This window comes from Paracoccus sp. J55, from assembly GCF_000513975.1.
Lineage (GTDB): Bacteria > Pseudomonadota > Alphaproteobacteria > Rhodobacterales > Rhodobacteraceae > Paracoccus.
On record NZ_AZVA01000001.1, the window covers coordinates 163,991 to 184,787 of the forward strand.

Consider the following 20,797-nt stretch of genomic DNA (forward strand, 5'->3'; position numbering starts at 1 on the left):
CCTGCCGCCCCCGGGGCCGGGATGCGGCAGAAAATCCGCGCCTCGCCATTGCCCCGGCCTGCCGGTCGGTTCCGGCCGCAGCCGTCGCGGCGAGGCTGAAGATCCGCCGCCTACTGCTCCGCCGCCTCGGGCGTATCCGGCGCCTCCGGCTGCGGGCCACCCTCCCCGGGCGCTTCCGCAGGTGCTTCGGCCGGGGACTCGGCAGGCGCTTCGCCGGGCGTGGCGGGGTCCGGCGCCTCGCTTTCGGCCGGCTCATCCAAGGGGCCCGGCCCCACCTCGCGATCCATGCGCTCGATCAGCAGCTCGGTGACGTCGATGGCTTGCGCGGCGACGAAGATCGCGCGCTGGTCCAGAACCACCACCGCGCCCCGCTCGCGCATCAGCGCCGCCAGCACCGGCAGCGCGGCACGGAAGAAGGCCTGGCGTTCCTCATCCGCCTCGGCCTGCAATTCGCGGGCGGCGGCGTCGCGGGCACGGCGGACCTCGACCACGCGCTTGTCGAATTCGTCGGCGCGCTGGCGGAACTCGTCTGGCGGCAGGGTCTGGCGCAGGGCGGTCAGCTGCTGCTCCTCGGCCGAGAACTGATCGGCCAGACGGTCGTTTTCGGCCGCGATCTCGCGCCCGCGCTGCTCCAGCTCGTCCTGCACGCGCTGGCCCCATTGCGACCGCAGGTAAAGCGTATCCTGGTCCAGCGTCAGCACCGGCAGCACCGCATCGCCGTTGGGCGGCGGCGTGTCCACGACGATGGGCGGCACCGAGCGGCCGGGAGAGTCGGCAGGGGGCGGCGATGCGCCCTGCTGCTGGGCCAGAGCGCCGGGCCCGGCTGCCAGCAGGGCAGCCAGCGCCAGGAACGCCGCGATGCCCCGCCGCCGGAACATCAGAACCGGGTCGAGATGGTCAGGTCGAAGGCCTGCTCTTCGTCATAGTCCTCTTTCTTGAGGGCCTTGGCGAAGTTGAAGCGCAGCGGCCCGATCGGCGTGGTCCAGAAGACCGAGGCGCCGATCGCGGCGCGGATCTTCATGCCGTCGTCGACCTCGACGCCATTGGCGCCGATGCGGTTGTCCAGCCCCCAGACCGAACCGGCATCGGCGAACAGGCCGCCGGTGATGCCGTATTCCTCGGGCAGGCCCAGCGGGAACTGCAGCTCGGTGCGCAGCGCCCAGAAATAGTTGCCGCCAAGCGCGTCCTGGTTCGGCGCCTCAAGGTCGCGCGGGCCGAAGCCGTTCGGCTCGAAGCCGCGGACCTTGCTGTTGCCGGTAAAGCGGTTCATGAACCGGCTGCTCTGGTCGTCCAGCATATGCACGGCGCCCGCCTCGAACTCGGCCAGCATGGTCACGCTTTCGCGCCAGGCCCGGCTTTCGACGCCGGCGTAAAGCGTGCTGGTGACCGATTTCACGTCGCCGCCCAGGCCGGCATAATCCTGGCTGAAGCGCAGCCGATAGCTGGTCAGCGGATCGAGTCCGGCGATGCGGCTGTCATAGCTGTAGGTATAGCCGACCGCCGAGGTGAAGAAACCGCCCTGCTCGTTGTAGAGGATCGGCGACGAGCCGACGATGCGGCCGCTTTCCGGATCGACATGGATCGGGTCCACGTCGAAGAGCGTGTCCTTGCTGAGCTTGTAGCGCAGTTCGAGCCGGCCGTTTTCCGAGATCGGGAACTCCATCCCGGTCAGCACGCCCACGGTGCGGGTGTTGTAATCCGAATTCAGCCGGTCGGTGGTGTTGTACCAGACCTGCGCCCGCGCCTTGAGGTTGCGGCCCAGGAAATACGGCTCGATGAAGGTCAGGCCCGAGGATTGCGTGCCCGAGCCGGTGGCGAAGGACAGGCTCACCTCCTGCCCGCGGCCCAGGAAGTTCTTTTCCGACAGCGCGGCGTTGAAGCCCACGCCGCTGGCCACGCCGTAGCTGATGCCGAAGCTCAGGCTGCCGGTCGGCTGCTCCTCGACGTTCACGTCGACGATGACCTGCTCGGGCGACGATCCGGGACGGCTTTCGGCCTGCACGTCCGAGAAATATTCCAGCGCCCGCAGCCGCTCGGCGGAATTGCGGATCTCGCGCGGGTTGAAGGGGTCGCCCTCCACCGTGGTGAACTGGCGGCGGATCACCTCGTCAAGCGTGGTGGTGTTGCCCTCGATGTCGATGCGCTCGACGAAGACGCGCTGGCCGCGGGTCAGGGCGAAGGTCAGGTCCAGCGTCTGGTTGCGCTCGTTGCGGGTGATGCGCGGCTCGATATTGACGAAATCCAGCCCCTTGCGCAGCGCCAGCGCCTCCATCCGGCGGATGGTGGTGTCGATCACGGTGGGGTTGTAGACGGCGCCGCGCTTGACCCGGTTCTGGGCCCCGAACTCGGCCGCATCGACGCCCGGAATCTCGCTGACGGTGGTGACATTGCCGAAGGTATAGCGCGGGCCTTCCTGGATCTGGAAGGTGATGTAGAAGGCGTCGCGTTCACGCGCCAGCTCGGGCGCCACGGCCTGGACGCGGAAATCGGCATAGCCGCGCGAGCGGTAGAAATCGGTCAGCAGCTTCTCGTCCAGCGCGATGCGGTCGGGGGCGAAGGTGTCGCGGCGGATGAAGGTGCGCAGGATGCCCGCCTGCTTGGTCTGCAGCACGTTGCGCAACCGGCGGTCGGAAAAGGCCCGGTTGCCGACGAAGCCGATGCGCTCGATCTCGGTCACGTCGCCTTCGCGGATCTCGAAGACCAGATCGACCTGGTTGCTGCCGCGGCGGATGATGCGCGGATCGACCCGGGCGGCCAAGCGCCCCTGCGAGGCATAGACCTGGCTGATCGCGGCGGCGTCGGCCTCGGCCTGGGCGGGCGAATAGACCCGGCGCGACTGCGACCTGACGATTTCCGCCAGGTTCTCGTCCTTGAGCCGCTTGTTGCCCTCGAAGGCGATGGTGTTGATGGTGGGATATTCCGCCACCCGCACGACCAGCGTGCCGCCCGAGGGCACCAGTTCGACCGTCTCGAACAGGCCGGAATTCTGCAGCCGCTGCAGCGCGTCGTTCAGCGCCCCCGCCGAAACGTCCTGGCCGCGCGGCAGGTCCAGATGGGACAGGATGGTCGCGGGTTCGATCCGCTGGTTGCCCTCGATCCGCACGTTGCTGAAGACATAGGCCGAGGCGGGCACGGCCGTCATTGCGACAGGCGCGGCCACTGCCAGCGCCGAGATCAGCGCCAGTGCGCCCTTGCCGAGTTTCCTGTCCGTCATCGCCGCCCCTCGCGAGTAATGCGTTGCCCGGCGGGTTGGCCCCACCGGATTTGCCCCGATGGATACAGCGAAGCGGGCGGGACTGTCAAAAGGTCAGGGCCGGTCAGGGGCAGAAAAGATCGTTGGTGAGGCCCAGAACCATCAGCGACAGCACCGCCGCCAGCCCCAGAGCCGACAGGATGTCCATCACCCGGTCCGACGGCCGCCGGCCCGCCACCGCCTCGTAGAGATAGAACATCAGGTGCCCGCCATCCAGCACCGGCACCGGCAGCAGGTTCAGGAAACCGATGGCCGCCGACAGCACCGCGATCCACCAGATGAAATTGCCGCCGCCCGCCGAGGCCGCCTGCCCCGTGGTCTCGGCGATCGAGATGGCGCCGCCGAGGTTGCAGCTGCCGATCTGCCCGCTGATCATCGCCCAGAGCCCCGAGACCGACGAGGCGATGATGTCCCAGGTGCGCGCGGCGCCGATCCCCAGCGCCTCGGCCAGGCCGGCCGGACGGGTCGCCGGCTCGAAATAGGTGCCGCCGCCGGTCACGCCGATCAGCCAGCGCCGGGTATAGCCCTCATCCGTGGGCAGGTCCTGCTCGCGCGCGGCCAGGGTATAATCGGCCACGCCCTCGCCCTCGCGCCAGACCTTCAGCAGCACCGGCCGGCCCTCGGCCTCGGCCACATGCGCCCGCAGCTCGTCGAAGCGCGAAACCGGCGCGCCGTCAATGGCCAGGATCACGTCGCCCGGCTTCAGCCCCGCCGAGGCCGCCGGGCTGCGCGGCGCGATGCCGGTGACCAGCGGCGGCATGGGATCGGGGCCGGGCACGGTGATTTCGGCGCCGTCGCGCAGCACGGTCCAGTCATGGACGGGCCGCGAGGGCAGATCGGCCGCCGCCGCGCCCAGATCGCGCCAGCTTGCGACCGGCCGGCCGTCCAGCGCCAGGATGCGGTCGCCGGGCTGCAGCTGCATCTCGACCCCCGGAGGGGTCGGGTGCAGGCGGCCGACCTCGACCTCGTCGACCGGCAGGCCCTGCCAGATCGCCATGCCGGCAAAGACCAGGATCGACAGGGCGAAGTTGAACGCCGGCCCCGCCGCCACGGTGGCGAAGCGCGCCCAGAGCGGCGCGCCGGTCAGGCTCTGACGCGCGCGGGCCGGTTCGACCGGCACCGAGCCGGCGCTGGCCGCATCGGCATCGCCCAGAAAGCGCACATAGCCGCCCAGCGGGATCGCCGCCACCTGCCAGACCGTGCCGTGCCGGTCGCGCCGCGCGGCGAGCCGGGGCCCGAAGCCCAGCGAAAACACCTCGGCCTTGATGCCGCAGAGCCGGCCGATGATGTAATGGCCGTATTCGTGCACGGTGACGATGACCGACAGCGCCACGATGAAGGCCGCCGCCGTCCACAGGAAACCGCCCATCATGTCCAGAGCCAGGCTCATGCCGCCCCCTGCCATTGCGCCGCCGCCCGCCGGGCGAAGCCGTCCCAGTGCAGCACCTCGCCGAGATCGCGCGGGCTTCGGGCGAAGCCGGGCTCGCGCGCGGCCTGTTCCAGCGCGTGCTCGACCGCCGGGGCCATGTCGGTAAAGCGGATGCGGCCGGCGATGAAGTCGTCCAGCGCCTGCTCCTTGGCGGCGTTCAGCACCGCTCCGGCGGCGCCGCCGGCGGTGATCGCCTCGCGCGCCAGGCGCAGCGCCGGCCAGCGCGCCTCGTCCGGCTCGGCAAAGGTCAGGCTGCCGAGCGCCGCCAGATCCAGCGCCGGCACCGGCAGGGCGGCGCGCGCCGGCCAGTTCAGCGCATAGCCGATGGCGTGGCGCATGTCCGGCGCCCCCAGATGCGCGATGCTGCCGCCGTCGCGATGCGTGACCATGGCGTGGATGATCGATTGCGGATGCACCAGCACCCGCAGCCGGTCGATGCCGAGGCCGAAGAATTCATGCGCCTCGATGACCTCCAGCGCCTTGTTGAACATGCTGGCGCTGTCGATGGTGATGCGCTGGCCCATGTCCCAGTTCGGATGCCGGCTGGCCTCGGCCACCGTGGCCTGTGCCAGCCGCTCCAGCGGCCAGTCGCGGAAGGCGCCGCCCGAAGCGGTGATGGTCACATGCTCGACGGAATCGAGGTCTTCGCCCTGAAGCGCCTGAAAGATCGCGGAATGTTCGGAATCGACCGGCAGGATGCGCGCGCCGGTCTCGCGGGCGCGGGCCATGACCAGCGGCCCGGCGGCGACCAGGGTTTCCTTGTTGGCGAGCGCCAGCGTGCCACCGCGCTTGAGCACCTCCAGCCCCGGCGGCAGGCCCGCCGCGCCGACGATGGCGGACAGCGTCCAGTCGGCCGGACAGGCGGCCGCCTCGGCGACGGCGTCGGCCCCGGCCGCGGCCTCGATGCCGCTGCCGGCCAGCGCCGCGCGCAGCGCGGGCAGGCATTCCGGCCAGGCGGTGACGGCGATCCCGGCCCGCAGCGCCCGGGCCATCTGGGCCAGGCGCGCGACATTGCCGCCGCCGGTCAGGGCGATGGTGCGGAATCGCTCCGGCCCGCCGGCCCGCATCAACAGATCGAACGCGCTTTCGCCGACCGACCCGGTCGCGCCCAGCACCGATATGCTGCGCATCGTCTCAGCCTCCGATCACTGGCAAGAGATTGACGACCAGCAGAACCAGCGCCACCAGCAGCGCCCCCGCCATGGCGTCGAACCGGTCCATGGCGCCGCCATGGCCGGGGATCAGCTCGGAACTGTCCTTGACCCCGACCCGGCGCTTGAGCCAGCTTTCCGCGATGTCGCCGAACTGCCCGGCCACCGCGATCAGCGGACCGAGGATCAGCACCGGCCAGGGCGCCTGCCCGGCCAGCACCAGCGCCAGCGCCAGAGCCAGCGCCCCGGCCCAGCCGGCCACGGTGCCGCTCCAGGTCTTCTTGGGGCTGATCGCCGGCCAGAAGCGCGGCCCGCCCAGCTTGCGGCCGGCGAAATAGCCCAGCAGGTCGGACAGCACCACGGTGCCGACGATCCAGGCCAGGGTGGGCAGGCCCATCACCTCGCGGATCACCACCAGCGCATAGCCCGAGCCCAGGATCGCCAGGGTGAACAGCAGATAGGCCGGCCGCTCGTGCTCATGCGTGCCGTGCCAGCCGGCCAGCATCGGCACCAGCGCCAGCGCCATAGGCCAGTCGCCGGGCAGCACCAGCATCGCCAGCATCACCAGCCCCGACAAGATGCCGATCAGCACCGGATGGCGCGGGCTGTGGAACTCGGGGTGGCGCCAGCCGGTCAGCCGCGCCAGCTCCCACATCATCACGCCGATGACGGCCGAGACGCCCAGCCGGATCCACAGCCCCGAGGACAGCAGCAGCAAGAGCCCCAGCACCGCCAGCACCGCGCCCGACAGGACGCGCGGCCAGAGGTCGGCCCATTTGTCGCGCCCGCGCTGCAGGGCGCCGCGCAACCGGCCCGGCTGTGGCCCCTTGCCGCTCATGCGCCGCCGAAGCGCCGCTCGCGCAGCCCGTAGCGGTCCAGGATCTCGGCCAGGTGGTCGGGCGTGAAATCCGGCCAGAGCGTCGGCGTGAACTCATATTCCGAATAGGCGGCCTGGAAGGGCAGGAAATTCGAGGTCCGCGTCTCGCCTGAGGTGCGGATCACCAGATCGGGATCGGGATGGCCGGCGGTGTCCAGGCAATCGGCCAGATCGGCCTCGGTCGGCTCGGCGATCTCGCCGCGGGCGATGCGGGCCGCCAGCCGCGCCGCCGCCCGGGTCAGCTCGTCCCGGCCGCCGTAATTGATCGCCACGGTCAGGTTCAGCCGGGTGTTGCCGGCGGTGCGCGCCTCGATCCCGTTCATCAGCCGCTGCAGCTTGGGCTCCAGCCGCTCGCGCCCGCCGATGAAGCGCATGCGCACGCCCTCGGCGGAAAGCCCGTCGGCCTCGCGCTCGATATAGCGGGCGAAGATGGCCATCAGGCCCAGCACCTCCTCGGTCGAGCGTTTCCAGTTCTCGGTCGAGAAGGCATAGACCGTCAGCCAGTTCACCCCGAGATCGGGGCAGGCGCGGACGATCTGCTTGACGCGCTCGGCGCCGCGCCGATGGCCGACGAGGCGCGGCCAGCCCCGGTTCTTGGCCCAGCGGCCGTTGCCATCCATGATGATGGCGACGTGACGGGGCCGCTGTCCCTGTCCCTCGGACTTCGCCAGGCTGGCTGCGATCTCGGCCATGCGATCAGACCTGCATGATTTCGGCTTGCTTCGCCTCGAGCGCCTGGTCGACCGAGGCGATCATCTTGTCGGTCAGCTCCTGCACCGCGGTTTCCCAGAACTTCTGGTCGTCTTCGGACATGCCCGAGGACTTGGCCTTCTTGATCTGATCCATGCCGTCGCGGCGCACGTTGCGGATGGCGACGCGGGCATGTTCGGCATATTGCGCGGCGACGCGGGTCAGCTCGCGCCGGCGCTCCTCGTTCAGCTCGGGGATCGGCAGCATGATGATGGTGCCGTTGAGCTGCGGGTTGATGCCCAGGCCCGATTCGCGGATCGCCTTCTCGGCCTTGCCGACCAGCGCCTTGTCCCAGATGTTGATCGTGACCATGCGCGGCTCGGGCACGTTCACCGTGCCGATCTGGTTGATCGGCGTGGGCGAGCCATAGGCATCGACCATGATCGGCTCGACCATGCTGGCCGAGGCGCGGCCGGTGCGCAGCGACGCGAATTCATGGCGCAGGGATTCCATCGCGCCCTTCATGCGGCGTTCCAGGTCGTCGGTATCGATCTCGATCTCGTCGGACATGCTCGGTCATGGCCTCTGTGCTGTGGTTTTCAGGGCTTTTAGCCGAGCCACGCCCGCATGGCAAAGCCTATACGGGGATTTTACCCGTGCACGCGCGTATATGTGCCGCTGCCGGCCAGAATCCCCCGGAAACCGCCCGGCTCGTCCAGCGAGAAGACGATGATCGGCAGGTCGTTGTCGCGCGCCAGCGCGATGGCCGAAGCGTCCATGACCCCCAGATGCTTCTGCAGCACCTCGTCATAGGTCACGTCCTCGTAGCGCTTGGCATCCGCGAACTTGTTCGGGTCCTTGTCATAGACGCCGTCGACCTTGGTGCCCTTGAAGATCGCCTCGCAATTCATCTCGTTGGCGCGCAGGGTGGCGGCGGTGTCGGTGGTGAAATAGGGGTTGCCGGTGCCGGCAGCGAAGATGCAGACGCGCTTCTTTTCCAGGTGGCGGACGGCGCGGCGGCGGATATAGGGCTCGCAGACCTCGTCCATGCGGATGGCCGAGATCACCCGGGTGTGGATCTTCAGCGCCTCCAGCGCCGCCTGCATGGCCAGCGCGTTCATCACCGTGGCGAGCATGCCCATGTAGTCGGCGGTCGCCCGCTCCATGCCCTGGGCGCTGCCCTGCAGCCCGCGGAAGATGTTGCCGCCGCCGATGACCATGCAGATCTCGATGCCCATGTCATGGACGGATTTGACCTCCTGCGCGATGCGGGCGACGGTCGGCGGATGCAGGCCGTAGCCCTGGTCGCCCATCAGCGCCTCGCCCGAAATCTTCAGCATGACGCGCGAATAGCTTCCGGGGGTCTTGGACGCGCTTTCCGACATGGGTTCACCTTTTTCGCGGGAGTTTCATCGGCGCGCAAAATGTCGCAAACAGGCCCCATGTTCAACCGCCGCCGACGGATGCCGAAATGACCCTGCGTCACCAGATCCTGGCCGAGCTCGATCCCGCGCGTCATGTGCTGATCGCCGGGCCGACCGCCAGCGGCAAATCCGCGCTGGCGCTGCAGATCGCCGAGGCGCAGGGCGGCACCGTGGTCAATGCCGATGCGCTGCAGGTCTGGTCCTGCTGGCGGGTGCTGACCGCGCGTCCGCCGGCCGAGGACGAGGCCCGCGCGCCGCATGCGCTCTACGGCCATGTCGCGCCGGGGCGGCTTTATTCCGTGGGCGAATGGCTGGCCGAGGTCGCTGCGCTGCGCGGCCGGCTGATCGTGGTCGGCGGCACCGGCCTATACCTGAACGCGCTGACCCGCGGGCTGGCCGTCATCCCGCCCACCCCGCCCGAGATCCGCGCCCGCGCCGACGCGCTTCTGCGCGAACCCGACGGGCTGGCGCAGATGATCGCCGGGCTCGATTCGCCGACCCGAACGCGTATCGACCTGCAGAACCCGGTGCGCGTGCAGCGCGCCTGGGAGGTGCTCAGGACCACCGGCCGCGGCATCGCCGCATGGCAGGCGGAAACGCCGCCGCCACTGATCGCGCCTGACGCCGCGCATCGGCTGGTGCTGCAATCCGATCGCGACTGGCTGGCCGGGCGCATCGCCCGGCGCTTTCGCCTGATGCTCGACCAGGGCGCGCTGGAGGAGGTGCGGGCGATGCTGCCGCATTGGAACCCCGACGCGCTCTGGGCCAAGGCCATCGGCGCGCCCGAGCTGGTGGCGCATCTGCAAGGCGCGCTCGGCCTCGACGAGGCGGCAGAGCGGGCGATCACCGCCACCCGGCAATATGCCAAGGCGCAGCGCAGCTTCTTTCGCGGCCGGATGCGCGACTGGCGCTGGATCGAGACCGGCCGCTGAGCCGTCACGAAAAAGAGACATATTAAACTTTTGGCAACCATAAGCTGTGTAAACGCTTCGGGAACCCGCGCCCGGAGTCTAGGTTGTGTTTATGGATTTGCTGAAAGCCGCGCCCTTATGAACAAAGCCTTTCGCGCCTTCGACAGCACCGATTCCGATCCCGCGGCGGCCCGGCTGCTGGCGGCCGGCATCACCGCGCCGGGGATCATGGAACCGGCCGAGCACGACCCCCGGTTGCAGCGCGAATCGCAGCCGGCGGCGGCGCAGGCGCAAAGGCCCTCGGTCCTGGCCCCGACCGTCGCCGGCACGACCGAGGCCGCGCCGGACCGGCCTGCTCCGCGCGCCCTGCCCCGGGGCCGGCCCGGCGACGGCTTGCGGCTGATTCCGCTTTCCGGCTTCCATTGGGGCGGCGCCACGCGCAGCCGGACCGCCCCGCCCGCCCCGCGCGTCCGCGGCGATCATGTGCTGATCCGGCCCGGCTCGGGCATGGTCACGGTGCAGTTTCCGCGCCACAACCGCCCCGTCACCGCCGGGCGCCTGGCCTTCATTCCCGCCGGCACCGCCTTTTCGCTGAAGCCGCCGCCGGATGTCGCGGGCCAGGCGCTGCTGATCCCGCCCGACTGGTTCCGCGACCAGCCGCTGCCCCGGGGCTTTCGCTGCGGCCTGCCCGCGCCCGAGGATGCCGGGATTCTGGACCCCGCCATCCTCGCCCTGGCCGAGGGAGCGGCGCGCCATCCCGGGGGCGACGAGGCGACGCGCCACCAACTGGGGCTGATCGCGGTGGCGCTGTCCCGGCTTGAGGACCGGCCGGGCCGGCCCGAACCGCGCGGCGACAGCATCGCCGAGGCGCGGCCGCTGACCGAACGCTTCCTGCAACTCGCCCGGCAAGAGCTCGACCGCAGCCAGACCATCGCGGAAATGGCCGGGCGGCTGGGCTGCACGCAGGCGCATCTGGACCGCGCCTGCCGCCAGAGCCGGGGGCGCGGTGCGCTGGACCTGCTCTACGACCTGCGGCTGCAAGCGGCGACCGAGGCGCTGCGCGCCAGCGCAAAGCCGATCCCCGAGATCGCCGAGGAGCTGGGCTATGCCGGGCTTGGCCATTTCATGCGCGCCTTCCAGGCCGCGACCGGCCGCACGCCCGAAGCCTATCGCGCGCTGATGCGGGAAGCCCCTGGCGACCCGCCCGGCGATCCCGGCTGATCGGGCCGAAAGGTTCGGAACCGCCTCCCCGCCATCGCGGGGCCGCTGCGCCATCACGGTCGCCCGCCGGCGTGCAGCACGGAACGCGGCACGGGGCCCATGGGCCAGAGAGCTTGTCGCACCCGAAGCCGCGCCGCAAGCCGCACAACCTGCCGAAGCCGGAGCGGTGGAGTCAGGCGAACCGGCTTGTCCAGCCCGGCCTTTCCCCGCCTTCATGAACCCTGCCAGTGCCACGATTGTCGGCTGCCTGGCTTGCCGGCGCGGAACGGACAAGCCCGCCCCCGGCCGCGGGGGATGGCCTGCCGCTTCGATCCGTTGCGGGGCCGCTTCGGTCCGCGCCGGACACGCAGACCGGATCCCCGGCCTGTTGCCTTGGGCGCCGCCATATCCGGCACCGCCGTGTTCGAACCCTGCGCCTCCACGAATCTCCCGGCGCAGCACAGCCGCCTCAGTCCGGATCAGCCGGCCCGCCCTCTGGGGCCGCCTCGTCCCCCCGGCCCCGGAACCCTTGCGCCACCACGAATTTCTCCGAGGAATCCGAGCGGCTGGCCGGCGGTTTCACATTCGCCACCTTGCGGAAATTGCGCTTGAGCATGGCCTGCATCTCGGTCTCGGCCCCGCCCGCCAGCACCTTGGCGACGAAGGTGCCGCCCGGCTCCAGCACGTCGAAGGCCAGCTGCGCCGCCGCCTCGACCAGCGCCACGATGCGCAGGTGGTCGGTGCCCTTGTGCCCGGACGAGGCCGCGGCCATATCCGACATCACCACGTCGGCGCGCCCGCCCAGCCAGGCCTTGACCTGCTCGTCCGCGCCGTCCGACAGGAAGTCCAGCTGATGGATCTCGGCCCCGGCGATGGGATCGACCTCCTGCAGGTCCACGCCCAGCACCCGACCGACCTTCTTGCCGGGCTTCTCGCCAAGCGCGTTGACGCGCGCCACCGCCACCTGGCACCAGCCGCCCGGCGCGCAGCCCAGATCGACCACCCGCGCGCCCGGCACCAGGAAGCGATACTTGTCGTCCAGCTCCAGGATCTTGTAGGCAGCGCGGCCGCGATAGCCCTCGCGCTTCGCCCTCGCGACATAGGGATCGTTCAGCTGCCGCTCCAGCCAGAGCGTGCTCGACAGCTTGCGCCCCTTGGCCGATTTCACCCGCACCCGCAGGTCGCGCTGGCCGCGGCCCGAGCTCTTGCGTCCCGAACCCGGCTTCTTGTCGTCGCTCATCTCATGCCACCCCGTTCATGCCATCCGGGGCCAACACCCCGTCCTTGACCATCTGCGCATAAAGCAGCCCCTCGCGCAGGCCGCGATCGGCGACCGACAGCCGCGTCGTCGGCCAGACCCGCATCAGCGTCTGCAGGATCGCGGCGCCCGACATGATCAGCGCGTGGCGCTCGCGCCCGATGCGGGGATCGGCGCGCCGCCCCTCGGGTCCAAGCGCCAGGTAGTCGCGGATCACCCGGTCGATCTGCGCCGAGGTCATGGTCAGCCCGTCCACCTTGGTCCGGTCATAGCGGCGCAGGCCCAGATGGCTGGCCGCCACCGTCGTCACCGTGCCCGAGGTGCCGATGATCTGGAAGCCTTCCTCCATGGTCTGGGCCAGGGAATAGGGCGTGAAATCCGCCAGCATCTCCTCGAAATGCCAGGACATCAGCGCAAAGCGGCCCTGATCGTCCTCGACATCCTCGAACTGGTCGCGCAACGTGGCGACGCCCAGCGGCACGCTGATCCAATCCACCACCCGCGCCCCGCCCGGCAGGGGATCGCGAAAGCCGTCGCCCAGCCGCATGATGGCGCGCGAGCGTTCCTTGGGCTCGACATCCTCCAGGTCGATCCAGACCAGCTCGGTCGAGCCGCCGCCGATATCGACGACCAGCAATTGCTCGGTGCGCTGGCTGACCAGCGGCGCGCAGGAGATCACCGCCAGCCGCGCCTCCTCCTCGGCGTCGATGATCTCGACCGGCAGCCCGGTCTCGCGCCGGATCATGCGCAGGAAGTCGCGGCTGTTGCGCGCCCGCCGGCAAGCCTCGGTCGCGACCAGGCGCATGCGCGTGACCTTGTGCGCCTCGAGCTTGCGCCGGCACACCTGCAGGGCATGCACCGTCCGCGCCATCGAGGGACGCGACAGCCTGCCTGATGCCTCGAGGCCGTGGCCCAGCTGGACCGGCTTCGAGAAACTGTCGACCACCTGGAACTGGCTGCCCGCGGGGCGGGCAATCAGCATCCGGCAGCTGTTCGTGCCAAGATCCAAGGCCGCATAGAGCGGCCCGTCCTCGGCCGGGCGGGTGGCGAAAGGCTCGACCGTTTTTCTCGGGAACGCGTCCGCACCCGCAGGACGCCTGGGCGCCATGGTCACGCCCTCCGATAACAAGTTGGTCCGAAAGTAACCTGCGCCCGCCACGCCTTCAAGGGGGGCGTTCAGGGGCCTGCCCCTCGACAGGGGCGCGGGGGCGGGCTATGCCCTGCCCCATGATCGTGATCGCCGCATTCATCCTTGGCGCAGCGATCGGCTGGATGCGCGCCGCGAAAGCCGGCGGCAGCCGCGCCGACAAGCTGCAATATGCCGCCGCCCATGCCCTGGCGCTGACCGTGCTGGGGATATTCCTCACCATATTCCTCAGCCGGATGGGCTGATGTTCCGGCCCTTCCTCGACAGTCTGCGCCGCCATGGGGTGCCGGCCAGCCTGCGGGAATACCTGGACCTGCTCGCGGGGCTGCAGGCCGGGCTGTCGGACTGGACGCCCGAGGGCTTCTATCACCTCGCCCGCGCCACCCTGGTCAAGAACGAGGCGCATATCGACCGGTTCGACCGCGCCTTTGCCGAAGCCTTCTCGGGCCTTGACGAGATCCCCGTCGAGGCGCTGGTGAACGAGGTCTCGATCCCGCGCGAATGGCTGGAAAAGCTGGCCGAGAAGCTCTTGACGCCCGAGGAGCGCGCCGCGGTCGAGGGCGCCGGTTCCTTCGAGGAGCTGATGAGGCGCCTGCGCGAGCGGCTGGCCGAGCAGCAGGGCCGCCACCAGGGCGGCAACAAGTGGATCGGCACCGCCGGCACCTCGCCCTTCGGCGCCTATGGCTACAACCCCGAGGGCGTGCGGATCGGCCAGCATGAGAGCCGCCACCGCCGCGCGGTCAAGGTCTGGGACAAGCGCGAATTCCGCGATTTCGATGATTCGGTCGAGCTTGGCACCCGCAACATCAAGGTGGCGCTGAAGCGGCTGCGGCAATGGGCCCGCCACGGTGCGCTGGAGGAGCTGGACCTGCCCGGCACCATCCGCGCCAGCGCCGAGCACGGCTATATCGACGTGCAGACCCGGCCCGAGCGACACAATGCCGTGAAGGTGCTGCTGTTCCTCGACGCCGGCGGCAGCATGGACGACCATTCCCGGCTGGTGGACGAGCTGTTCTCGGCCGCCCGCGCCGAGTTCAAGCACCTGGAGCATTTCTATTTCCACAACTGCGTCTATGAAGCACTGTGGAAGGACAACCGCCGCCGCTGGACCGAGACCACGCCCACATGGGAGGTCATCAACCGCTTCGGCCGCGACTACAAGGCGATCTTCGTCGGCGACGCCTCGATGTCGCCCTATGAGATCGCCATCCCCGGCGGCGCCAACGAGCACTGGAACCCCGAATCGGGCGAGACCTGGCTGCGCCGCCTGCGCGAGACCTGGCCCGACCATGTCTGGCTGAACCCGGTGCCGCGCGCGCATTGGGGCCATACCCGGTCCATCGCCATGATCCGCGAGATCTTCGAGGACCGCATGCAGCCCCTGACGCTTGAGGGGCTGACCCAGGCCATGCGCCTCCTTGGCTGATCCCGCCGCACCCCCCATATTGGCGGCATGCTGAAGCTTACGCCGATCCTGCTGATCCTGCTTTATGCCGCCGCGATGTGGTTCTTTTCCGCATGGCGGCTGAAGGCCGAGCTGAACGCCAAGTCCACACCGCTGCGCCATCCCCGGCTGCTGCCGATGCTGGAGCGGCTGGGCCGGGCCATGGACCTGCCCGAAGTGCGGGCCCATGTCTACGAGGTCGGGCATGTGAACGGGCTGGCCGCACCCGACGGCCGCATCTTCCTGACCCGCGGCTTCCTCGACCGGCTGGACCGCGGCGAGGTGACCGAGGCCGAGCTGGCCTCGGTCATCGCGCATGAGCTGGGCCACGTCGCGCACGGCCATACCAGGCGCCGCATGGTGGATTTCGCCGGCCAAAACGTGGTGCGCATGGTGCTGGCGGGCGTGCTGGGCCGCTTCCTGCCCGGCATCGGCGTCTGGATCGCCAATATCGCCGCCAGCGCCATCGCCGCCCGGCTGTCGCGCCAGGACGAGTTCGAGGCCGACGCCTTCGCCAGCGCGCTGATGGTCAAGGCCGGGCTGGGCACCGCGCCGCAGAAAAGCCTGTTTCGCAAGCTCGACCGGCTGGCGGGCGGGGGCCGGGCGGGCGCGCCGGCCTGGCTGCTCTCGCACCCCCCGGCCGAGGCGCGCATCGCCGCCATCGAGAAGCTCGAGGCGCGCTGGGGTGCGGCCTGACTTGCGGGCCTGCGCGGATGGGCTATTCTGCCTGCGCAAGCAAGCGTTTATTTCATGACCCGCCCCTTTCGCCGCCGCGTGCTCTACATCCCGGGCTATGACCCGATCCCGCCCCGCCGCTATCGCGAGCTTTACAAGCGCGAGGGGACGGAACAGGCACGCATCTCGGGCTACGGGCTGACCTTCGGCCCGCGCCGCGACCGCAAGGGCTTCGGCTGGGGCGTCCTGGGCGATTTCGCCGGCCGGCAGGCCGAGGCCGAGTTCGAGGTGCTGGTCTGGGCCGACATCGTGCAGGGCTCGATGGGCCAGGGCATCCTCGCGACCTATGGCCAGCTGTTCCGCACCGCCTGGGCCTATATCGGCTCGGGGGCGCTGTTCCGGCTGATGCGGCTGCGCCGCGGCCCGGTGATCGCGGCGCTCTACCCGGTGGTTGTGCTGCTGGCGCAGCTGCTGGTCTCGGCGCTGGCCGGGGCACTGATCGGCTGGGCGCTGGGGCGGCTGACCGGGCTCGGCTGGTGGCTGGGCCTGCCGGTGATGCTGGGACTGACCTGGGCCGGGCTGCATCTGTGGCGGCGCATCGACGGCAAGATCTTCGCCTGGTATCTGATGCACGACTATGCCTTCACCGCCCAGGGCCAGGGCGCCTGTCCCCCGGCATTGGAAGCGCGGCTGGCGCAATTCGCCGACCGCATCGCCGAGGTGCTGGCGGGCGACTGGGACGAGGTGCTGGTGGTCGGCCACAGCTCGGGCGCCTATCTGGGTGTCTCGGTGCTGGCGGACCTGATCCGCTCGGGCCGGGTGCCGGCGTCAGGACCCCGCCTCTCCTATCTGTCGCTGGGCCATGTCGTGCCGATGGCGTCGTTCCTGCCGCGCGCGAACCGGCTGCGCGCCGACCTGCGCTTTCTCTCGGCGCGCGAGGAACTGGACTGGGTGGACGTCACCGCGCCGGGCGATGCCTGCTCGTTCGGCCTGTGCGATCCGGTCGCGGTCTCGGGCGTCGAGCCGCCGGACCGCCGGCATCCGCTGGTGCTTTCCGCCGCCTTCACCCGCACGCTTTCTCCCGAAAAGCGGCGCGCGCTGCGCGGGCGCTGGTTCCGGCTGCATTTCCAGTATCTCTGCGCCTTCGACCGGCCGGGCGATTACGACTATTTCGCCATCACTGCCGGGCCCTTGACGCTTGGCCGGCGCTTCGCCGGGCGCGGCCATTCGCCGGGCCGGATCGCGCGCGCCGTGAACCGCTGGACGGCGACATGATCCCGCCCAAGCCCCCGGCGCGGCAGGGCCGCGGTTCGGTCTGGCGCTTCATCCGCGACTTCCGGCGCGACATCCTGTCGGCGCAATCCGACCGGCTCTATCGCGCCTGGATGGCCGAGTTCCGCGGCCCCTTCATCCACAGCTTCACCTGCAACGATCCGGCGCTGGTCGAGCTGATCCTGAAGAGGCGGCCGATGGACTTCCCGAAATCGCCGCGCATGGCGGCGGGGCTGCAGCCGCTGCTCGGCAATTCCAGCTTCATCTCGAACGGCGAGACCTGGCTGCGCCAGCGCCGCATCATCGACCCCGCCTTCGAGGGCGGAAGGCTGCGCGAGGCCTTCCCGGCGATGTGGGATGCGGCCCAGGCCGGCGTGGCCCGGCTGGCGCCGCTGGCCGACGGGACCGAGATCGACATCGAACCCCAGACCAGCCATGTCGCCGCCGACGTGATCTTCCGCACCCTGTTCTCGATCCCGATCGAGGATGCGACCGCCGCCCAGGTCTTCCAGGCCTTCCGCGAGCATCAGGAGGCGCAGCCGATGGTCAACCTGGGCGGGCTGATGGCCCTGCCCCGCTGGGCGCGGCTGCACACCCGCCGAGTACGCGAGACGGCGCGCCGCATCCGCGGCCTGATCCGCCAGCTGGTCGCGGCCCGCGCCGCCGAGATCGCCGCCGGCACCGCGCCGCCAGACCTCGCCACCAAGATCATGACCACCCCCGACCCGCAGACCGGCCGGACCTTCAGCGAGGCCGAGATGATCGACGAGGTCGCGACCTTCTTCCTCGCCGGCCACGAGACCGGCGCCTCGGCCCTGGCCTGGGCGCTTTACCTGCTGGCGGAAAGCCCGGACTGGCAGGACCGGCTGGCCAAGGAGGCGCGGCAGAACCTGGCCGCCGATTTCGGCACGGTCCGCAACCTGCCGCTGGCCCGCGCCGTCTTCCGCGAGGCGCTGCGGCTCTACCCGCCCGTCGCCATGACCGTGCGGCAATGCGCCCAGGCCGAGAGCCTGCGCGGCCGCAAGGCCCCCAAGGGCGCGCAGCTGGTGCTGTCGCCCTGGCACCTGCACCGCCATGAACGGCTATGGGACAATCCCGACGGGTTCGACCCCGGCCGCTGGGAGACCGAGAACGGCAAGGCCTGCCAGCGCGACGCCTTCATCCCCTTCTCGGCCGGCCCGCGCGCCTGCCCGGGCGCCGGCTTCGCGATGATCGAGGGGCCGCTGATCCTCTCGGCCCTGGTCGGGGCCTACCGGCTGGAACCCGGACCCGAAAGACCCGTGCCGATCATGCGCCTGACGCTGCGGGGCAAGAACGGCATCCACTTGCGCCTGTCGAAACGTTGAATGAGTACTTAAAAAACGGTGAAAGCTAAGGCGCTGCGGCCCTCCTTCACCGTTTTCCAAATACTCTAGCCCAAGCTCAAAGCCGGTAGATGGCCGAGAATTTCTCTTCCAAGTAGTCGAGAAGCGGCTTCTCGCTGACATCGGCGCCGGTAGCGCGCTCGATCAGCTCGCGCGGCGGATAAAGCCCGCCATGGCGCTGCATGTTCTCGCGCAGCCATTCCACCGCCGGGTCGGCCTCGCCGCGCGCCAGCGCCTCGTCGAGATCGGGGACCGCGGCGCGCAGCGCGGCATGCAGGCAGCCGGCATAGACATTCCCCAGCGCATAGGTGGGGAAATAGCCGAAGAGCCCCACCGCCCAATGCACGTCCTGCAACACGCCATTGGCCGGCCGGTCCACCGCGACGCCGAAATCCTTGAGGAAACGGGCGTTCCAGGCCTCGACCAGATCCTCGACATCCAGCCGCCCGGCGATCAGGTCGCGCTCGATATCGAAGCGCAGCATGATGTGCAGATTGTATTGCACCTCGTCGGATTCCGTGCGGATGAAGCCGGGCGTGACGCGGTTCACCGTGGCATAGAAGGCATCCGCGTCCGGCAGCGACAGGCCGCCGAAGGCATCCGACATGCGCCGGTAGAGCCAGCCGGTAAAGGCGCGGCTGCGGCCGATCTGGTTCTCGTAGATCCGGCTCTGGCTTTCATGCGCGCCCATCGAGACGCCGCGGCCCAGCGGCGTGAAGGCATAATCGGGGTCGATGCCCAGCTCGTAGCTGGAATGCCCGACCTCGTGGATGGTGGAATAAAGGCAATTGAACGGGTCGGTCTCGACCACCCGGGTGGTGATGCGGCTGTCCTGCCAGCGCCCCGAGCTGAACGGGTGGACAGCGATGTCCATGCGGCCGCGCGTCCAGTCGTAGCCGAAGGCGGTGGCGCAGGTGCGGGCCAGGCGCAGCTGGGTTTCCTGCGGGAAATGCCCGGTCAGCGGCTGCGGCTGGTAGTCGGCGCCCAGCACGTCCTCGCGCAGCGCCACCAGCCGCGGCCGCATCGCGTCGAAAAGCCGCGCGATCTCGGCCTGGGTGGTGCCCGGCTCGTAATCGTCCAGCAGCGCGTCGTAGAGATCGCCGCCATCGGCCAGCGCCGCCGCCTCCTCGCGCTTGAGCATCAGGATGTCGTTCAGCACCGGCAGGAAATCCTCGGGCGCGTCCTTGGCGCGGGCCTCAGCCCAGATGCCCTGCGCCAGCGAGGTCTGCCGCGCCAGTTCCGTCGCCAGCCGCGCGGGAATGCGCGAGGCGCGGCGATGATCGCGCGCGATCAGCTCGATGATGCGGGCATCCTCGTCATCCTCGGGCTCGGCCTGGTCCAGCCATTCGCCCAGGCGCGGATCGGTGCGCCGCTCGTGCAGCACCGATTCCATCGCCGCCATTTCCTCGGCGCGCTGTTCGACGGCGCCGCGCGGCATCACGGTTTCCTGGTCCCAGGCCAGCCGTTCGGCGACCGAGGACAGCGCCTCGGTCTGGCGCTGGAAGGCGAGAAGTTCGTCGAAGGCGCTCATCGGACAGTCCCCCGGGCCGAGGTTTCAAAAGGATAGCGCGCATGGTGGCGCGCGCGCAGGATCAGCGTGAACAGTGCCACGGCTCCGATCTGATGCGCCAGTGCCAAAGGCAGCGGCGAGGCGTGCAGCACGTTCATGATGCCCAAAAGCACCTGCACCGCCAAGGCGGCCAGCATCGCGGCATAGGCGCCGCGCGTCACAGGATGCGGCGAGCGCCGGGCGCGCAGGAACACCACCACGGCGAAAATCGCCAGCAGATAGCCGGTCATGCGGTGGATGAACTGCACCAGAGCCGGGTTTTCGAAGAAATTCCGCCAGCCGAGCGCCGCGTCCCAGATCGCCGACGGAATCCATTCGCCGCCCATGGTCGGCCAGCCGGTATACATGCGCCCGGCATCGATCCCCGCGACCAGCGCCCCCAGCAGAATCTGGACGAAGGCCAGGTGCATCAGCCCGTTGGTCATCGAGAAAAGCTTCGCCTCGCCCGCCCGCCGGGCCCGCAGAAGCGCCGCCTCGGAGCGCGACAGGGCCAGGACATACCAGGCGATCAGCCCGAGAATGGCGAAGGCCAGCCCGAGATGTGTCGCCAGCCGATAGGAGGCCACCCGCACCATCTCGCCCGACAGGCCCGAATGCACCATCCACCAGCCGATGGCCCCCTGGGCGCCGCCCAGCACGCCCAGCAACAGCAGCCGCGGCGTCCAGCCCGCGGGGATGCGCTTCGTCACCAGGAAGAACAGGAAACCCAGCGCCCAGACCAGCCCCACCAGCCGCCCCAGCAGCCGGTGCGACCATTCCCACCAGTAGATGCGCTTGAAGCTGGCCAGGTCCATGTCGGAATTGACCAGCTGGAACTGCGGGATCTGCCGGTACTTGTCGAACTCGGCCTGCCAGGTGGCGGCGTCCATCGGCGGGATCGCGCCGGTCACCGGCTTCCATTCGGTGATCGACAGGCCCGAGCCGGTCAGCCGCGTCGCGCCGCCAAGCGCGATCATCGCCGCGACCATGACAAACAGCACGATCAGCCAGATGCGGATCGCGCCGCGCGCGCCCTTGTTGCCGGCGTCGATCATGCCGCCTGCGGGCGGCGTGCTCTGCGGGGTCGTCTCGGTGACTTCCTGAAAGACGGGACGTCTTGCCATGTCAGCTTCCTTCTCGATCGGGCGCGACC

General features: G+C 69.8%; 19 protein-coding genes. 7 read left to right on the top strand and 12 right to left on the bottom strand.

Annotated features, from left to right (window positions below; all coding sequences use genetic code 11):
* Positions 1-110 precede the first annotated feature (110 nt).
* From PARJ55_RS21310 to pyrH, 8 genes are all read right to left on the bottom strand, one after another.
* Complete coding sequence (locus tag PARJ55_RS21310; protein ID WP_051416109.1) at positions 111-878, bottom strand: OmpH family outer membrane protein; 768 nt, start codon at positions 876-878, stop codon at positions 111-113.
* Positions 878-3,214, bottom strand: coding sequence for an outer membrane protein assembly factor BamA (gene bamA / locus PARJ55_RS0100795; protein ID WP_028711249.1), 2,337 nt, complete (start codon positions 3,212-3,214; stop codon positions 878-880). The genes PARJ55_RS21310 and bamA overlap by 1 nt, the downstream gene beginning before the upstream one ends.
* Before the next feature lie 103 nt (positions 3,215-3,317).
* The gene (rseP, locus tag PARJ55_RS0100800; protein ID WP_028711250.1) at positions 3,318-4,643 is read right to left on the bottom strand and encodes an RIP metalloprotease RseP; all 1,326 of its coding nucleotides are present in this window, start codon (positions 4,641-4,643) and stop codon (positions 3,318-3,320) included.
* Positions 4,640-5,812: a 1-deoxy-D-xylulose-5-phosphate reductoisomerase gene (gene dxr, locus PARJ55_RS0100805; RefSeq protein ID WP_028711251.1), complete on the bottom strand. Its 1,173-nt coding sequence runs from the start codon at positions 5,810-5,812 to the stop codon at positions 4,640-4,642. The genes rseP and dxr overlap by 4 nt, the downstream gene beginning before the upstream one ends.
* A gap of 4 nt (positions 5,813-5,816) precedes the next feature.
* Positions 5,817-6,671, bottom strand: coding sequence for a phosphatidate cytidylyltransferase (locus PARJ55_RS0100810; protein ID WP_051416110.1), 855 nt, complete (start codon positions 6,669-6,671; stop codon positions 5,817-5,819).
* Positions 6,668-7,402: a polyprenyl diphosphate synthase gene (uppS, locus tag PARJ55_RS0100815; RefSeq protein ID WP_028711253.1), complete on the bottom strand. Its 735-nt coding sequence runs from the start codon at positions 7,400-7,402 to the stop codon at positions 6,668-6,670. Before uppS ends, PARJ55_RS0100810 begins: the two co-directional genes overlap by 4 nt.
* A 4-nt stretch (positions 7,403-7,406) precedes the next feature.
* Entirely contained in the window at positions 7,407-7,970 is a 564-nt protein-coding gene (frr, locus tag PARJ55_RS0100820) for a ribosome recycling factor (RefSeq protein WP_024844454.1), read from the bottom strand.
* An 80-nt stretch (positions 7,971-8,050) separates the two neighbouring features.
* Entirely contained in the window at positions 8,051-8,785 is a 735-nt protein-coding gene (gene pyrH / locus PARJ55_RS0100825) for a UMP kinase (RefSeq protein ID WP_028711254.1), read from the bottom strand.
* Positions 8,786-8,871: 86 nt separating this feature from the next.
* Between pyrH and miaA the strand changes: the two genes are divergently transcribed.
* The gene (gene miaA, locus PARJ55_RS0100830) at positions 8,872-9,756 is read left to right on the top strand and encodes a tRNA (adenosine(37)-N6)-dimethylallyltransferase MiaA (protein ID WP_028711255.1); all 885 of its coding nucleotides are present in this window, start codon (positions 8,872-8,874) and stop codon (positions 9,754-9,756) included.
* Between the two features lie 117 nt (positions 9,757-9,873).
* Entirely contained in the window at positions 9,874-10,956 is a 1,083-nt protein-coding gene (locus PARJ55_RS0100835; protein ID WP_028711256.1) for an AraC family transcriptional regulator, read from the top strand.
* A 448-nt stretch (positions 10,957-11,404) separates the two neighbouring features.
* Here the strand turns inward: PARJ55_RS0100835 and PARJ55_RS0100845 are convergent, their stop codons facing one another.
* Both PARJ55_RS0100845 and PARJ55_RS0100850 read right to left on the bottom strand, forming a co-directional pair.
* Positions 11,405-12,175 (bottom strand): RlmE family RNA methyltransferase, encoded by a 771-nt coding sequence (locus PARJ55_RS0100845; RefSeq protein WP_028711257.1) that lies wholly within the window; start codon positions 12,173-12,175, stop codon positions 11,405-11,407.
* A gap of 1 nt (position 12,176) precedes the next feature.
* A complete protein-coding gene (locus PARJ55_RS0100850; protein ID WP_028711258.1) occupies positions 12,177-13,301 on the bottom strand; it encodes a Ppx/GppA phosphatase family protein in 1,125 nt (374 codons plus the stop codon).
* A 107-nt stretch (positions 13,302-13,408) separates the two neighbouring features.
* Here PARJ55_RS0100850 and PARJ55_RS23785 point away from each other — a divergent pair, with 107 nt between their 5' ends.
* Genes PARJ55_RS23785 through PARJ55_RS0100875 form a run of 5 tightly spaced genes read left to right on the top strand, consistent with a single transcriptional unit; the run spans position 13,409 to position 18,077 of the window.
* Positions 13,409-13,585 (top strand): hypothetical protein, encoded by a 177-nt coding sequence (locus tag PARJ55_RS23785; RefSeq protein WP_156929398.1) that lies wholly within the window; start codon positions 13,409-13,411, stop codon positions 13,583-13,585.
* Complete coding sequence (locus PARJ55_RS0100860; RefSeq protein WP_028711259.1) at positions 13,585-14,766, top strand: VWA domain-containing protein; 1,182 nt, start codon at positions 13,585-13,587, stop codon at positions 14,764-14,766. Before PARJ55_RS23785 ends, PARJ55_RS0100860 begins: the two co-directional genes overlap by 1 nt.
* 27 nt (positions 14,767-14,793) lie before the next feature.
* On the top strand, positions 14,794-15,480 hold the full coding sequence (locus PARJ55_RS0100865) for a M48 family metallopeptidase (RefSeq protein ID WP_028711260.1): 687 nt from the start codon (positions 14,794-14,796) through the stop codon (positions 15,478-15,480).
* Between the two features lie 54 nt (positions 15,481-15,534).
* A complete protein-coding gene (locus tag PARJ55_RS0100870; RefSeq protein ID WP_028711261.1) occupies positions 15,535-16,734 on the top strand; it encodes a hypothetical protein in 1,200 nt (399 codons plus the stop codon).
* A complete protein-coding gene (locus PARJ55_RS0100875) occupies positions 16,731-18,077 on the top strand; it encodes a cytochrome P450 (RefSeq protein ID WP_028711262.1) in 1,347 nt (448 codons plus the stop codon). The genes PARJ55_RS0100870 and PARJ55_RS0100875 overlap by 4 nt, the downstream gene beginning before the upstream one ends.
* 76 nt (positions 18,078-18,153) lie before the next feature.
* Here PARJ55_RS0100875 and PARJ55_RS0100880 read toward each other — a convergent pair whose 3' ends face one another.
* Complete coding sequence (locus PARJ55_RS0100880) at positions 18,154-19,626, bottom strand: carboxypeptidase M32 (RefSeq protein WP_028711263.1); 1,473 nt, start codon at positions 19,624-19,626, stop codon at positions 18,154-18,156.
* On the bottom strand, positions 19,623-20,768 hold the full coding sequence (ctaA, locus tag PARJ55_RS0100885) for a heme A synthase (protein ID WP_028711264.1): 1,146 nt from the start codon (positions 20,766-20,768) through the stop codon (positions 19,623-19,625). Before ctaA ends, PARJ55_RS0100880 begins: the two co-directional genes overlap by 4 nt.
* Positions 20,769-20,797 lie beyond the last annotated feature (29 nt).

Coding starts and splice junctions, on each gene's coding strand:
- miaA (WP_028711255.1), top strand. CDS start 8,872: ATGACCCTGCGTCACCAGATCCTGGCCGAGCTCGATCCCGCGCGTCAT.
- frr (WP_024844454.1), bottom strand. CDS start 7,970: ATGTCCGACGAGATCGAGATCGATACCGACGACCTGGAACGCCGCATG.
- pyrH (WP_028711254.1), bottom strand. CDS start 8,785: ATGTCGGAAAGCGCGTCCAAGACCCCCGGAAGCTATTCGCGCGTCATG.
- PARJ55_RS23785 (WP_156929398.1), top strand. CDS start 13,409: ATGCCCTGCCCCATGATCGTGATCGCCGCATTCATCCTTGGCGCAGCG.
- PARJ55_RS0100870 (WP_028711261.1), top strand. CDS start 15,535: ATGACCCGCCCCTTTCGCCGCCGCGTGCTCTACATCCCGGGCTATGAC.
- ctaA (WP_028711264.1), bottom strand. CDS start 20,768: ATGGCAAGACGTCCCGTCTTTCAGGAAGTCACCGAGACGACCCCGCAG.
- dxr (WP_028711251.1), bottom strand. CDS start 5,812: ATGCGCAGCATATCGGTGCTGGGCGCGACCGGGTCGGTCGGCGAAAGC.
- bamA (WP_028711249.1), bottom strand. CDS start 3,214: ATGACGGACAGGAAACTCGGCAAGGGCGCACTGGCGCTGATCTCGGCG.
- PARJ55_RS0100850 (WP_028711258.1), bottom strand. CDS start 13,301: ATGGCGCCCAGGCGTCCTGCGGGTGCGGACGCGTTCCCGAGAAAAACG.
- uppS (WP_028711253.1), bottom strand. CDS start 7,402: ATGGCCGAGATCGCAGCCAGCCTGGCGAAGTCCGAGGGACAGGGACAG.
- PARJ55_RS0100845 (WP_028711257.1), bottom strand. CDS start 12,175: ATGAGCGACGACAAGAAGCCGGGTTCGGGACGCAAGAGCTCGGGCCGC.
- PARJ55_RS0100880 (WP_028711263.1), bottom strand. CDS start 19,626: ATGAGCGCCTTCGACGAACTTCTCGCCTTCCAGCGCCAGACCGAGGCG.
- PARJ55_RS0100865 (WP_028711260.1), top strand. CDS start 14,794: ATGCTGAAGCTTACGCCGATCCTGCTGATCCTGCTTTATGCCGCCGCG.
- PARJ55_RS0100835 (WP_028711256.1), top strand. CDS start 9,874: ATGAACAAAGCCTTTCGCGCCTTCGACAGCACCGATTCCGATCCCGCG.
- PARJ55_RS0100810 (WP_051416110.1), bottom strand. CDS start 6,671: ATGAGCGGCAAGGGGCCACAGCCGGGCCGGTTGCGCGGCGCCCTGCAG.
- PARJ55_RS0100875 (WP_028711262.1), top strand. CDS start 16,731: ATGATCCCGCCCAAGCCCCCGGCGCGGCAGGGCCGCGGTTCGGTCTGG.
- PARJ55_RS0100860 (WP_028711259.1), top strand. CDS start 13,585: ATGTTCCGGCCCTTCCTCGACAGTCTGCGCCGCCATGGGGTGCCGGCC.
- PARJ55_RS21310 (WP_051416109.1), bottom strand. CDS start 878: ATGTTCCGGCGGCGGGGCATCGCGGCGTTCCTGGCGCTGGCTGCCCTG.
- rseP (WP_028711250.1), bottom strand. CDS start 4,643: ATGAGCCTGGCTCTGGACATGATGGGCGGTTTCCTGTGGACGGCGGCG.